The following is a 14,721-nucleotide window of genomic DNA, read 5'->3' as shown; positions in this document are numbered from 1 at the left end:
ATCAGTTCATTCGTTTTGCGTTGATATCGCTTACAAGTTGTGCTGTACGTTTCTTGTTTAATGGATATAGGAAAGCAATGCAGATAAATACGAGAAACAGACCCATAGCTGGAACAAGCGTTGCCAAGAAATAAATGCCTTCAAGTGTACGTGGTGTTTGAACATGCAGTGTAGCATTATACCCGACAGCCGCCATAGCTACCCCGCCAATACCTCCAGCAACGGCCTGCCCAACTTTACGCGAAAAGGAATAAATAGAATATATCGTTGCATCCTCTCGCAGTCCTGTAACATGTTCATGATAGTCAACCAGGTCTGTAATAAACGCCCAGCTGATCAGATTGAACAGACCGTATCCTAACAACCCAATGAACAGAATCGCCATGTATTGAACAGCCGAAAGGTTCGGTATGAAATAGAGCAGCAAGTAAACGAGCGTTGAGAGTAAAAAGCCAGCAGCGGCAACTTCTTTTTTTCCGAACTTTGCTACGAGCGGTTTGATTAACGGCATTCCGATAAAAATAGGCGCAGCTTGAACCAGACTGAACACACTAAGTAATTGCGCGTTACCAAAATAGTCCTTGAACAAATACGTATTAACTGTACCCAGCAACATTAAATTGATTAAGAAAATGAGCGATCCGATCAAAAAGACGATGAGTGGTTTATTTTTCAAAAGTCCATATAATGTTTTTCTCAAATTGGTATTTGGTTTCTCATTCATATCCGGGATAACACGTTCGAGCGATAATTTATAACACGCCATATAAGAAGCAATGGACAATATTCCAAAAATAACAGCTCCCAGTAAAAAACGGCTTGCGTTGGCTTCGTTATTTACAAACAACAGCAAGGGGCCCACCACGCCTACAAATAATTGCGCCAATGTTGCTCCCAGCGATCTCCATGTAGACAGCACGGTTCGTTCTACTGGGTCAGCCGTAATGACCGAAGCCATGGAACCGTAAGGAATGTTAACGGTGCTGTAAAGCGTTCCCCAGAGAATATAAGTAACATAAGCGTAGGCGAGATAAAATCCATCGGGCATTCCGGGAATGTAAACAAACATGAGTACCCCGGAGATCACAAGCGGAAATGACATGCGATAAATCCATGGTTTGAATTTACCGTGTTTGCTTGCTTTACGCGTATCAACAAAACGTCCCCACGTGACATCGGCTACGGCATCCCACAAACGGGCTAACAGGAATAATCCTCCGACCGCTGCCGGGTTAATATGAAATACATCGGTGTAATAGACCATTAAAAATGAGCCAACTAGCGCAAAAAAGAAATCGTTTCCAAAATCACCAAACAAATAGCCGAATTTATCCTTATATCCGAAAGGACGCATAAAAATCCACCTCTTTATTCAAAATTTGGAGTAACTATTGCCGAATTTTATTGCAATACAAATTTGTTCTTTTGATAACGCTCTCAATTCAGGGTGTAGGTCGTGTGTTATATTGGCTGAGTAGCTGATCCCCCTTAAATCCATGCTTGAAATCGATTTCATGACAAATTATAATCGGTCTTGTGAGGTTTCATATGGTAAGTTTCACATGTAAATAGGAATATTCACATGTGTTTTTCACTTCTAAGACTGGAACGGAGGCTTGGTGATGTATAACTTTTGTGATGAAAACGTTGAATATATATGTAATATGACACATCATTTATACAATGTACCCGTCTACTATTTTGATAACGAATACAAGCTAATCTATCAGGTCACCCCTGTGGATTTCCAGCATAACCCGTTACTTCCCACTGACGATAAGATCATGACAGACCTGTTTTCCAGCATGCCACTCGAGCAGCTTCCTGTCCTTCGAGAAACAATCTATTTGGAGAAATTTTTTGCAATACGTATTCGTGCAGATCATCAGTGGAAAGGAATCATCATTGTTGGCCCGATTATTAATTTTAAAATGACAGAGGAAATCATTCGTGTTACTCTAAGTGATTTGTTAGCTAAGGCGGATCACCAGGAAGTGAAGATGTATTACGACGGAGTCCCTGTGATGAGTACTTTTAAATTGATTAATCTTAGTATGACGATGTATTTCATGCTCTATCAGGAGAAGCTGACGCTGGACGAAATTTTAATGAAAAATGAGAATGAGCGTTGGAGAAAAACGCTGGAAATCGAGCAGCCGTATAAGCAAATCATAGACGACCGTCAAAATAATCTTATTCACACGGAAATCGATAAAGAGAAGAAAGTATTTGATTTCATTCGATTGGGTAGAACCGATAAGGTGCTGGAATCCTTTCATACCATTCACAAACAAGGCAAAAAAAGTGTGTTGTCCAAGACGAGTTATTTGCGTAGCCAAAAGAATCTGGCGATCTCCCTTATCACGCTTGCAACAAGGTCAGCAGTAGAAGGTGGTGTTTTTCAAGAGATTGCTTATAATCTTAGTGATTTTTATATTCTTAAAATTGAGGACTTAACCGACAGCCAAGCGGTAGAGGATTTAATGGAGGTTGCTCTGCTTGATTTTGCGGAACGTGTGAAGCGTAGTAAAAAACACAAATACTCGAAACCGATCAACATATGCCAAAACTATATCTTCAACCATTTAAATGAACGGATTACGGTCGCACAACTGGCTGAAATCAGTTCGTTGAATCCGAATTATTTGTCCAATCTGTTTAAAAAAGAAGTCGGCATCTCCATTTCGCAGTTTATTTTGAAAACGAAAATTGAAGAAGCTCAAAATCTGTTGACGTATTCTCATTATACTTTAGCGGAGATTTCTACTCTTTTAAACTTTTACGATCAGAGTTACTTTGCGAAAGTGTTCAAAACGTATACGGGGTGTACACCCAAACAATTCAAAGATCAAAGAACAAAGGATTAAATTCAGTGGATCAGGGACAACAAAAAACCGCTGTAAAAGCGGCTTTTAAAGGTGTATTTAGTAACTTCCAAGTTACATTCCGGTGTTCGAAAGTAACCTGTGATTCGCGTATGCGGCGGCACCGATTACGCCCGCTTGTCCACCCAATTTGGCTTGCACGATGGTACAGGCTCCTGAAGAGAGCTTCAATGAGTGATTTCTAACGGTATAACGGACGGTGTTAAGGAGCCGATCACCTGCTGCGGACATGCCGCCACCTATGATAATCATTTCGGGATTCAACATATTTATGACATTGGAAAGGCCGAAACCCAATATCTCTCCTGTTTCGTGCATGACTTCAACAGCAAGTGCATCGCCAAGGTCATACGCATTCGAGATCATCTGAGCGGTAATTCTGGACGGCTCTCCTTCTACCCACTCTATAATCATACTGGATCGGCCTGCCTCCAGCTTTTCCGTCAACGTTCGAACCATTCCAATGGCAGATACATATCTGCCCAGGCAGCCTGAACTCCCGCAACGGCAAGCACGGCCTTCCCTATACATATTCATGTGTCCAATTTCCCCAGCACTTGATGTTGCTCCGTAGATTACCTTCCCGTCATTGATGATTCCAGAACCCAGACCAGTCCCTAAGGTGATTAATACCAAATTACGATGACCGACACCTGCACCAAACAGCCATTCACCATATAGATTAACACGTACGTCATTGTCGATAAAAACAGGGAAATCAACATGTTTGTCCATGTGATTCACTACATGGATCTTCTCCCATCCAGGAAAATTAGGCGAAAATATAGATAAGCCGGTTTGTGGGTCCAATAAGCCTGGCACACCTATACCCATGCAATTTATCTCATCTGGATGGATTCCTTCGGCCAACATCATTTCTTGTGTAATGTTTGCCATTCTATTTAACACATGGATCGGGCCTTTATCGGCTTCGGTGGCATCACTTCGTTCGTGAACTTTCTGAAATGCTGTATTAAATATAGCCGATTTAATATTGGTTCCGCCCAGATCTATTCCGATTATATATTTGCTCATATATTAACATCCTGACCTTAAATGATATAGACACCTCATTATTAAAACACGAAACCGCAGAAAAATCTAAAAATAGCAAAAGTCGCCATATCGGCGACTTGTTTAGGAAAGATTATTTACATGAGTAAGAAACGATACCCTAAGGTTGCTTATTTAAATCAAATCGGTTTATCTGAACATTATCGGTCATTACATAAATAATGCCTTCGCCCTCATATACAAATGTGGGATCAGACTCCTTTAGTTCAGAAATATTAACGGTATGAAGTAACTTCAGTTTGGTCTTTGCCGACGCACTTGTCTGATAGATGGATATTTTTGAGTCCTCAACCAGCATGACAGTTCCATCTGGCGCGGTCTGGTACATTTTGGCTGAAGCAGGGACAGTTTGCATGATGCCTTTGGGGTCAATAATGAAAAAATTTCCATTCGATTGAATTCCTGTGAATCCATTAGAAAACACGTTTCTTTTCACGGTCATGGATGTCTCCATGTCGTCATAGTAGCTCACATTGCTGATTTTTTTAGTCCATACTTCCTTCCCCTTCGTTGTTTTAGCACTGAAACTTATAACATTGTTTCCGTGATTCTTCTGAAAATGAAGTAAACCATCGGGACCGAACCCTGAAAACATGCCTTCTTTAAAGTCAAAATATGTCATGCGGCTGGACGTTTTGCTTGTACTATTGATGGTTTCGAGTAAACCATTGACAAAACCGTAAAGAATGGATGCGTTCCAATTGTTTTTACCCAAAAACTTACCTTCCGGATTATACCGATAACTAGTCACCCGCTCAGAAGCTGTTTCCAGATAAACAAACAAATTACCATCAGGCATGATGGATACTCCTGATATGGAACGGACTTTTTCGTCAAAATACTTCATCCACAATACTTTTCCGTTAGGATTGTATGCGGTTAGACGTTGTTTAACAACGCCAGAACTATTCTTTATCGAAGTGAGGATATAAACATTACCGTTTTGCGCGACTTGTGCATATGTACCAAAAAAACTAAAAAACAGGTTGCTTCCAGCAGTATAATCGGTTTTGGATAATTGCTTTCCTGTCTTCTTGTCAAAAATGTACATCTGATTGTCCATGCTCATAAAGTTCAATGTTTGATTTGTAATCCGAACATTACTGTCCGACAAATACTCGTGTCCATCTGGAATGGAGAAGGTCCAGTCTGGTTTGGGCAGGTTTTGAAAGTTGTTTGCAGACACCGTTCCGGTAAAAGCACTGCTGAGCATTAGGATGATTACCAGAGATATTAATCTTTTGATGTGAAGCAACATATCACCTTTTTCTTTTTATTTTTTTATAGATCCATTATCGTCATTTATGTGTATAAAATGAATAGCAGCCTTCTATTGGAAGACTGCTGGATCTGGCTATTTAGGCTGGCTTATTTTAGATCAACCAGATCAATTGATTTTTCGTACAGCAAACCATAATTCGACGAATTGCAGTCCATCCTTGCTTCCTGTAACCTCGAATTCGAGGCCGTCAACTTGCTCATAACCTGCTGTGGGGAGCCACTCCGAGAAGAAACGTTTATATAATGTTTCCATTACTTCCCCCAGCTGATCCCATTCAAATGGTTCGGATGAAAAGATGGCCCACGTATAAGCAGGAATGGAGATTACTTTGTAACCAGCAGTTACACTTGTCTCCTTTTTAAATGCACACAACATATACGGAAATGTTTCTTCTTCCGTCGGTCTGTAACTGCACACAGCGTGTACTGGATGATAGTTCTGATTTAAAAAATCAGGCAGCCCATTGGCATGGAGTGCAAGTTTTTCAACCTCACCATTCTCATGACTTTGTTTCCATAAGTCGGCTGGGGTTTCTTTTCCGTTTAAGCTGAATATTTTTTCGATCCCGAACACTTCAAAGCTTTCTCTTGTTTCAATGCGATAATTCATAGGCTCAGCCCCTTTAATAGAGATAAGAAAGGAAAGCCGTGGATAGGCTTTGAGCGCTGTCCCTTTTTCTCTTGCACGTGCAGGGTTCACTCCATGTAAAGCATGAAACGCCCTTGCAAACGATACCGGAGATTCGTAGCCATACTTTATTGCAACATCAAGCACTTTCGCATCACTGGTCTGTAATTCGATAGCAGCCAGTGTAAGCCGTCTTCTTCTAATATACTCTGCCAGTGGCACATTCGTAATGAACGAGAACATCCTCTGAAATTGATATGAAGAACAGCAGGCACACTGCGCAACGTCTTTTAAACTGATTTCGTTGGATAGATTCGTTTCAATATGATCTAGAGCACGATTCATTCTCATCAGCCAATCCATCTGATCCCTCCTCTCAATTAAAGTAAAGTATAGCTTTATGTAACCAAAGTTTCGCAACGATTTGTGCACTCTGAAGTTTCATCATGCCCCACCCATCTCCGCATTAAGATTGTGTTCAGCACCTTTTCTTTAACAATCATTTGTGATCTTGCACAAATCGATCTTCTTATGTTATGTTATTTGACATTTTTGTTTGACTCCCCTCCACAACCATGTTACATTTTCAAACATAAGCAATGATTGGAAAAAGATTACATGAAACTTGACCTGTTATTCCTACTTATTTTAACTCAGCGAAGGAGTTGCTGACTATGCATTTAACTGTACAGGAACGTGAAAAATTACTGATGTACCTCGCTGCAGACATGGCTGAAAAGCGGCTGAAACGTGGCGTTCAGCTGAATTACCCGGAAGCCGCCGCCTATATTTCAGGTTTTGTCGTAGAGGGTGCACGGGATGGAAAAACCGTAAAACAACTGATGGAAGAAGCTCGTCACCTTTTATCAGCAAACGAGGTAATGGATGGCGTAGCCGAATTGCTGAGTGAAGTTCAGATTGAAGCCACGTTCCCCGATGGAACGAAGCTGGTGACTGTACATGAGCCTGTTGCCCGGATCGATGGTGCGATTATCCCCGGTGAGTATGAATTTGCGGATGACCCTATTATCCTGTTACCTGACCGCAAACGAATTACCCGTTCCGTGACCAATACAGGCAGTCGCCCCATTCAGGTCGGATCACATTTTCATTTTTTTGAAACGAACCCCGCTTTATCATTTGACCGGGAAGGTACTAAAGGATATCGACTGGATATCGCTTCGGGTCTCTCCGTCCGCTTCGAACCAGGAGAAATGCATGAAATTACGCTGGTTGAAATCGGTGGAACGAAAGAAATCCACGGATTCGCCGGACTAACCAACGGGAGGGTTGAATGATGAACACCATTGATCGTGCGACATATGCAAGCATGTATGGCCCAACGACCGGAGATCGGATTCGGCTCGCGGACACCTCGTTAAAAATTGAGATTGAAAATGACTTTACCGTGTATGGAGATGAGTGTGTTTTTGGCGGAGGTAAAACGGTCAGGGATGGCATGGGACAGCATCCTCTGGCAACGCGCAGCGAAGGTGTCCTGGATACGGTCATTACCAACGTTGTTATTGTGGATACATGGGGAATTGTCAAAGCCGACATTGGCATTAAGGACGGACTGATCCGAGGCATTGGCAAGGCAGGAAATCCGTTTGTGATGGATGGCGTCGATCCTGACATGTATATCGGGGTAGGCACAGAAGTGATCTCTGGTGAAAATTTGATCGTGACCGCTGGTGGTGTAGACAGCCATGTTCACTTCATCTCGCCCCAACAAATTGAAATTTCGTTGCAAAGTGGAATAACCACAATGATTGGTGGAGGGTCTGGCCCGGCTACAGGTACACTTGCAACCAACTGTACCTCGGGCGTATGGCATATTGAACGCATGTTACAAGCGCTCGATTCACTGCCAATGAATTTTGTGATGCTTGGTCGTGGTAACAGTTCCAGACCTGAAGCCTTGATGGAACAAGTGCTTGCAGGCGTTGGCGGACTGAAAATTCATGAGGACTGGGGAAGCACGCCTTATGTTATCGACAAATGTTTAAGCGTGGCGGAAAAATATGATATTCAGGTCAATATCCATACCGATACGCTGAATGAAGCTGGATATGTGGAGGACAGTTTGCGTTCATTCAATGGTCGAGCCATTCATACCTACCACACGGAAGGTGCGGGCGGCGGTCATGCGCCGGACTTGTTGCGTGTCGCTTCGATGCCTAACGTCCTGCCTTCTTCCACCAGTCCAACGATGCCTTATACCCGAAATACGGTTGATGAACACTTGGATATGTTAATGATCTGTCATCATCTGGACCCTAAAATTCCGGAGGATGTGGCCTTTGCTGCTTCACGGATTCGGGAGACAACGATTGGTGCGGAAGATATATTACATGATATCGGTGCCATCAGTATGACCAGTTCGGATTCACAGGCGATGGGACGTGTAGGTGAGGTGGCAATCAGAACATGGCAGACAGCAGATAAAATGAAAAAACAACGCGGTTCCCTTACCGCAGATACCCAGGCGGATAACGAGCGCGTGAAACGTTATATTGCGAAATATACGATTAATCCTGCCATTACACATGGCATCTCCACGTATGTAGGCTCGATTGAAGTCGGTAAAATGGCGGATCTTGTGCTATGGAAACCCGCGTTCTTCGGAGTTAAACCGGAGCTTGTCATGAAGGGCGGCATGATTATTCATAGTGTGATGGGAGATCCAAACTCGACGATCTCGACTCCGCAACCGTATATGTACAGACCGATGTTTGGAAGCTATGGAAAGGCACGTTCAGCCATTTGTGCAACTTTTGTTTCTCAAGCCTCCATTGATGCAGGAACTCTGACTACTCTCGGACTCACGAAATCATTAAAACCTGTGACAGGCTGTCGTGCAGCTAGCAAAAAAGATATGATTTTGAATGGAGAAACCCCGGCTATTATGGTCGATCCGAAAAATTATACCGTATCCGTGAATGGTGAAACGCTACGCTGCCTTCCGGTTGACGAACTTCCCATGGCACAAAGGTACTTCTTGAGTTAATATGATGAAATCGTTGTTGCCTTCATTGAATGGCTCCGTTTCAATCTACAAAAAGCTCAGCAAATATGAATAAGTTGAACTACAAACTTTACACAGGTTATTCTGTTTCAGTGTAAAAGTATAGTTCAACTTATTGAGCTGGGCTTTTTTCGTTTCCCATTTTTGAATTGCGAATCTCGTCTTCATCAGACCACCTAATTAATCCCTTATAAATCCACCTTCCGAATGAATAACTTGCCCCGTAATCCAAGCTCCGGCTTCACTCACGAGAAAATCAATGATGTTCGCTGCATCCTCAGGTGCTCCAATCCGTCCCAGCGGGAACTTGGGCACAAGATAATCACGAATGGAGTCATCCATCCACGTTGTATCTGTCGGCCCAGGGTTTACAGCATTCACTGTAATTTTCAATGGTGCAAGTTCACGGGATAAGGATGTTGTAAAAGCGGAAATCGCACCTTTGGTCGCAACGTACGCTAGCTCACCTGGCATCGGCGATATATCCTGTCCCGACGTCATATTGATAATTCTGCCTGAGGTTAGATTGGATTTCTCAAATTCGCGGGCAAATATCGTACATAGTAGAAAAGTGGATCGCATATTTACGGCGTAGTGGTTGTCCAAGAGTTCGGCGTCAAAGGACTTGTAATCCGTGTTGACACAATAAGCTGCATTGTTAATGAGTACAGAGGGTTGTCCCAGTTGCAGGACCGCACTCTCATAAACTTGATGAGCTGCATTCCGTTCGGATAGATCAATCTCGATGGAGGCACAGCGAACCCCCATGTTTTCAATCTCCTTGTGAAACGCAATGATCCATTCCCGATCAGCCTTATAGTGTGTGAAGAAAATATCAATATCTCTGGAAGCTAGTTTGCGGCAAAAAGCACTTCCCATTTCTCTGGGACTGCTAGCACCTGTGATAATTGCAATTTTTCTCTGAGTTAAAGTCATCCTTCTACCTCCACTTACATAAAAGATGTGTATGTTTCTCATCAATTATAGTGAATAGAGGTAACTTATGAAACACTTCTACCCAAACGAATATCTGAACAGCCCATAGTAAAGAGGCCCAAGTGTGAGTACTAGAGTAACAAACATTAACAATCTTCTCTTACGAATTGAGATTTCTGCTAGAATTTCTTCGCCTTGGTGATCCTTAAGCAGCATCCCGAACAGTATTTCCCACAATAATCCCGAGATTGTAATTACTTTCCATGTTAGAGGGTTCAGCCATTGAATGTGTTTTACGTACCCTAACAATCCAATCCAAGTGATAACAGATACAACAAAATCAATTTTGCCGAGTGTTGTTGTGTATTTCCCTTTTAGCAAATAACCAAGGGATGCTGTTCCAAGTAATCCAAGATAAATCGTCCATAACAAGTTAATCACATGTGTACCCCATTGTAGTCTATTATAAAATAATCGTAACCTATGTCCTGTTGCATTATAGTGAAGCATTTTCGTTCTGCATAGTGGGAAATTATTCTAAAATAAAGAGATAAAGAAGATTCATATGTAATACCCCTTTCAATATCAATCCAGTTGTATTGTAATATACAGTGATCATTGATTTATTTTATCTATGAGGTGATAGCCGTTTGATGAATTTATATGGCGCGCAGCATCACATTCTTGTGCATTCCAATGCCATTGATGCTGAGGCACATCAACATACGTTTATTCAAGTTACGATTGCACTAGAAAATCATTTTCAGTTTGAAGTTCAGGGAGAGATTATAAGTACTGCCGGAATCGTGCTAAACTCTAATGTTACTCATCGTTTGCAGGGATTGGGGCAACCTCTAGTCTTGCTTTTAATAGACAGCACTTCAAGCATAGCTGCCGCCTTTAAACAATATATGGGCAAACAGGCATACGCCAATCTTCCTCCAGTGGATAGTAAAAAAGTCGCCGAATTTATAAAAGTTCGGTTACCGCAAATTCATGATGCAGAGTGTTACAGTTTTTTTTTACAAGAATTCATGACTCTTTTTCAACTGGACTACACTCCACCTGCGATCACGGATACACGAATCAAGGAACTGATCCAACATATGAAGGATTGCACGGATTCGGAGCACTCCATTCGTAATTACGCTGAACAGTTCGGTCTTTCGAGTAGCAGGCTGTCACATCTGTTTAAAGAGAATACAGGAATATCTCTTAGTGGTTATTTGGTCTTACATAAGCTACAGAAGGCATGTTATCTGATTTTCCAAGGAACGAGCATCACGGAAGCAGCCATGGCAGCTGGTTTTGATACGCCCTCCCATTTTGCCAATACCAGCAAACGCTTGCTCGGCATGACCGCCAAAGATATTCGCAAAGATAGCGTGTTTTTGCAAGTTTCCTCCCTGCACTGACGATACAATGTTTGCAGGAGGTGCTCATCATGAACAACAATCTCGAGCAAACGCAATTGTTAGATTACAATCATTCGACCATTCAGAGCCTCATTCGCAGCCGTAACTGGGCTTCACTCCCTGTAAAGGAGCAGATCCTTCACGTATATAATTACGTTCGTGACGAAATTAAATTTGGTTATAATCGAAGCGATAATATTCAGGCTTCAGAAGTACTCCACGACGGCTATGGACAGTGTAATACGAAAGGCATTTTATTCATGGCACTGCTTAGAGCGCTCGGCATCCCTTGCCGTATTCACGGCTTTACGATTCATAAGCAATTGCAAAAGGGAGCCATGAAAGGCTGGTATTATCACCTTTCTCCGAAAGAGATCATCCACAGCTGGATTGAAGTGTTATATAACGACAGATGGTTAAATATCGAAGGTTTTATCCTGGATCTCCGTTATCTGACCAAGCTTCAGCAAAAGTTTAAGCAATGTACTGGTTCATTTTGCGGTTATGGAGTGGCTACGGACGATTTTCAGAACCCCGCTATTTTTTGGAATGAAAGTGACACGTATGTACAAAAAGAAGGTATTGTTCAGGATTTCGGTACGTTCGAACATCCAGATGAATTCTTTTCTCTCCACCCGCAAAAGTTAAGTCCGATCAGAAGAATAGTATTCAGCAATGTGGTTCGGCATCTAATGAATAGGAATGTGAGACGCATTAGGCAGGGATGATCGTTTATTCTTTTGAAGCAGCTCATAAAACAAAAAAACACGGAACGATGCGGAAGAATTCTCCGTTTCGTTCCGTTTATGCAACTTTATCGTTCCCATATAGAATAGATTTGGAATGGAAGCTGCTTTTGGAATGTTCCCTACCCTCTCTGTTTCCTCTTTACTTGATGTAGAAATAATCAAAGTTGGCCATAAGTCCTGTGCCTGCACAGGCAATAAGACCGATTTTAGGGTCTTCCAGCTGGGCTGTCTGGATATCTCCAACCTGTGTATAGTTCGTGCCATCGGCAGAGTAATATCCGGTATACGTATTCCCCTCTTTTACAATACGCAAATACGCTATTTCGGATGAGAGGGTGTCCGGAATTTCGGTGTGGTTGCGAACACCATTGATTTTTGTATCCAATTGAAATTGATTGCCTTCCCCATACAACCGTGTCATTCGAATATACGTCTGATCATTCACGTAAACAACCAGTCCGCCCTGTGACCACCTTGAGGTAGGTTTGCCCTCCAGCCTGGTTTCAATTGTCCAGTCCCCTGCAGGTGCACCAGTCAATAAAATATTTTTGGCATCCCCTGTTGCGCCGGAGATATCCCCCTGCTCACTAGTCATTTGCATATATCCAGGATTTGCTTCAAGGGACCATTTGGCCGGGTTTTCTCGAACCCAGCGCCATTGCTCATCTAACGTTGCGGAGTCAAAATCATCATCTGTTCCTGCCGGATATGACACAGGCGGTTCAGCTTGTCCGGGGGAAGCGCTGTACTGAATTAAGTCCAGATCATCAAAGTACACATGGCCGTTTCCACCAGCTTTATAGAGATAGATCGTTGCACTGGTGTTCGTGCTTCCTGTGGTGAAGATCTGCTCTACCCTCTTATATTCGGTTGAATTGATATGAGCGTCCTTGGCACTTCCACCGTAGTTTTTCACACCTAAAACCGCACGACCGCCATCCACACTCTTCGCCCATCCAATCAATTTGTACATCGTATTCGGATATAAACCGTCTACCGTCTGCTCTGCACCTGCCGTGCTTCCGGTCAGTTTGGCCGCATAGGTGCCGCTGTGAGCATTGGTGTTTTCTATCGATGCTCCATTGTAATGGATGGGCCAGTCGGAGAAATCTCCCGTTTCGAAACCCGGATTCGCCAGCAAATTTTCACCCGAAGGTGCTTCCGGCAAAGGAGGCAAGTTGTTCGGATCAAGCCCCGGACCTTGGTATGCTCCGATATTAGGTGCGGTGGTGGTGGAAACCGGATTCCCGAAGTAGTCCCTTCCTCCGTTATTGGCAATCATTTTGCCTGCCCCGATGGCTGGTGATGTATTCAGCAGTTGGTAACCGGCAAGTGTATCCCGGCCTATACCGGCAGAGCCGGGTGAAGCCAGCTGTGGGTCAGCAGTAATTTTGTAAGGATCAGCTGGTTCGTTCGTTGGATGTGAGCCGAAGAATAGGTTGTTTTCAAACACATTGTTGGTACTGCTCGCAAAATTATACCCTCCAGAGCCCAGATTATAGATCAGGTTATTATAGAAAAACGTATTCTTTGCGTAACCTCCCCAGTCGAGCGTATCTATAATTTTGGTATTCGAGTGTGCAGGCAAATAAACCGTATTGTTGTAGATCGCGGTGGTATCCGGTGATCCGCTAAAATTAAACACTGCACCGCTGTCATTCTGACTAATGTTATATCGTATCGTTGTATTGGTGTTTTTGTTGGCGGCATTGGTTCCGTTATTCACAACGAGAAAAGCTCCACCTGCGTTATTATGACTGTAATTATACTGAATGATCGTTCCGTCACTGTCATAATCTGCATCATAGGCCATGGCATCGCCGCCAGGCGCTGTGTTGTACACCTCGTTGAATTGGATGACATTATTTTTGGCGGAGAAAACCCACAGAGGCACATGGTAACCGCCTGCTCGCACATGTGTATCATGAACAACGTTGTTTTCAATGAGTCCATCGGTTGTATTCAAAATAAACGCGCCATCCGCTGCCACATCGTAAATCAGGTTGTTGGTCACTTTCAGATTAGAGGAATATTTCGTTTGAGCACCGTTCAGATATATGCCTACACTATCCAGAGAATAGATTTTGCAATTGTTCACGACCACATCAGATACGTGATAATCCCACGTTGTGCCCCAAACGATGATTCCTCCATTATGCGCATAATCGTTGGATACATCACCTTTCACGTGATGAATGTCCAAATTTTCAAACACAAAATGTTTATACACTTTGGGATTCGTCCAGGTTCCACTGCTACCATCGATGTGAATGCCTCGTCTTACACCTTTGGTAGGTGCGTCGTTTGTAATCTCCAGATTCCGAACTTCCCATTGCTCCTGATTATAAAAATAAACCGTTGCGGGTGCGCCAGCACCCGAAATTAAAGGTTTGCTCCCTTCCCCATACCGATCGATCTTGATGGGATTTCCCTCTGTACCTGAACCTTTGGGATGAAGGGTTCCCGTCCATACTCCGCCTGCCTTGAACATCAATGTATCGCCAGGCTGAAATTCAGTCGCATTTACTTTATCAAGGGTTTTCCAGGCCGATTGTGGACTTTTACCGTTGTTAGCATCACTCCCGGTCACCGAATCCACATAATATACGTTGTTCTCTGCATACACAGTCTCCCCTGGCAGAGGCATAACGCTTGATACCGTAATCATAAAAACGACAACCCAGCTAAACCAATGTTTAACCCTGACATTTCTCAATTGCATACG

At 43.0% G+C, this 14,721-nt stretch carries 12 protein-coding genes; 5 read left to right on the top strand and 7 right to left on the bottom strand.

The annotated features are described in order from the left end of the window. Position 1: 1 nt before the first annotated feature. Positions 2 to 1,354, bottom strand: a complete 1,353-nt coding sequence (locus ABIE27_RS14450; RefSeq protein WP_192895153.1) for an MFS transporter — start codon at positions 1,352 to 1,354, stop codon at positions 2 to 4. Between the two features lie 310 nt (positions 1,355 to 1,664). Between ABIE27_RS14450 and ABIE27_RS14445 the strand changes: the two genes are divergently transcribed. Then, positions 1,665 to 2,867, top strand: a complete 1,203-nt coding sequence (locus ABIE27_RS14445) for an AraC family transcriptional regulator (RefSeq protein ID WP_161557029.1) — start codon at positions 1,665 to 1,667, stop codon at positions 2,865 to 2,867. Between the two features lie 72 nt (positions 2,868 to 2,939). Here the strand turns inward: ABIE27_RS14445 and ABIE27_RS14440 are convergent, their stop codons facing one another. From ABIE27_RS14440 to ABIE27_RS14430, 3 genes are all read right to left on the bottom strand, one after another. Further along, positions 2,940 to 3,920 carry an ROK family protein gene (locus ABIE27_RS14440; RefSeq protein WP_429350777.1) on the bottom strand — a complete coding sequence of 327 codons (981 nt, stop codon included), beginning with the start codon at positions 3,918 to 3,920 and terminating at the stop codon, positions 2,940 to 2,942. A gap of 139 nt (positions 3,921 to 4,059) precedes the next feature. Further along, positions 4,060 to 5,010 (bottom strand): hypothetical protein, encoded by a 951-nt coding sequence (locus ABIE27_RS14435; protein WP_429350776.1) that lies wholly within the window; start codon positions 5,008 to 5,010, stop codon positions 4,060 to 4,062. 336 nt (positions 5,011 to 5,346) lie between these two features. Further along, positions 5,347 to 6,231, bottom strand: coding sequence for an AraC family transcriptional regulator (locus ABIE27_RS14430; protein WP_429350775.1), 885 nt, complete (start codon positions 6,229 to 6,231; stop codon positions 5,347 to 5,349). A 311-nt stretch (positions 6,232 to 6,542) separates the two neighbouring features. On the opposite strand from ABIE27_RS14430, the gene ureA reads away from it, so the two are divergent. Together ureA and ureC are read left to right on the top strand one after the other, a co-directional pair. Then, positions 6,543 to 7,166 carry an urease subunit gamma gene (gene ureA / locus ABIE27_RS14425; RefSeq protein ID WP_123066627.1) on the top strand — a complete coding sequence of 208 codons (624 nt, stop codon included), beginning with the start codon at positions 6,543 to 6,545 and terminating at the stop codon, positions 7,164 to 7,166. Beyond that, positions 7,166 to 8,878, top strand: a complete 1,713-nt coding sequence (gene ureC, locus ABIE27_RS14420) for an urease subunit alpha (RefSeq protein WP_429350774.1) — start codon at positions 7,166 to 7,168, stop codon at positions 8,876 to 8,878. Before ureA ends, ureC begins: the two co-directional genes overlap by 1 nt. Before the next feature lie 198 nt (positions 8,879 to 9,076). Here the strand turns inward: ureC and ABIE27_RS14415 are convergent, their stop codons facing one another. Both ABIE27_RS14415 and ABIE27_RS14410 read right to left on the bottom strand, forming a co-directional pair. Then, positions 9,077 to 9,832, bottom strand: a complete 756-nt coding sequence (locus ABIE27_RS14415; RefSeq protein WP_123066625.1) for an SDR family oxidoreductase — start codon at positions 9,830 to 9,832, stop codon at positions 9,077 to 9,079. A 78-nt stretch (positions 9,833 to 9,910) separates the two neighbouring features. Further along, positions 9,911 to 10,273, bottom strand: coding sequence for a hypothetical protein (locus tag ABIE27_RS14410; protein ID WP_429350773.1), 363 nt, complete (start codon positions 10,271 to 10,273; stop codon positions 9,911 to 9,913). 212 nt (positions 10,274 to 10,485) lie between these two features. On the opposite strand from ABIE27_RS14410, the gene ABIE27_RS14405 reads away from it, so the two are divergent. Both ABIE27_RS14405 and ABIE27_RS14400 read left to right on the top strand, forming a co-directional pair. Beyond that, positions 10,486 to 11,247: a helix-turn-helix domain-containing protein gene (locus tag ABIE27_RS14405; RefSeq protein ID WP_429350772.1), complete on the top strand. Its 762-nt coding sequence runs from the start codon at positions 10,486 to 10,488 to the stop codon at positions 11,245 to 11,247. Positions 11,248 to 11,276: 29 nt separating this feature from the next. Further along, on the top strand, positions 11,277 to 11,975 hold the full coding sequence (locus ABIE27_RS14400) for a transglutaminase-like domain-containing protein (RefSeq protein ID WP_123066622.1): 699 nt from the start codon (positions 11,277 to 11,279) through the stop codon (positions 11,973 to 11,975). Positions 11,976 to 12,135: 160 nt separating this feature from the next. Here ABIE27_RS14400 and ABIE27_RS14395 read toward each other — a convergent pair whose 3' ends face one another. Then, a complete protein-coding gene (locus ABIE27_RS14395; protein WP_429350771.1) occupies positions 12,136 to 14,718 on the bottom strand; it encodes a right-handed parallel beta-helix repeat-containing protein in 2,583 nt (860 codons plus the stop codon). Positions 14,719 to 14,721 lie beyond the last annotated feature (3 nt).

This window comes from Paenibacillus sp. 4624, from assembly GCF_050435065.1.
GTDB lineage: Bacteria > Bacillota > Bacilli > Paenibacillales > Paenibacillaceae > Paenibacillus > Paenibacillus amylolyticus_D.
The sequence above is the reverse complement of the archived record's forward strand: the minus strand, read 5'-3'. Positions and strand labels throughout refer to the sequence as shown.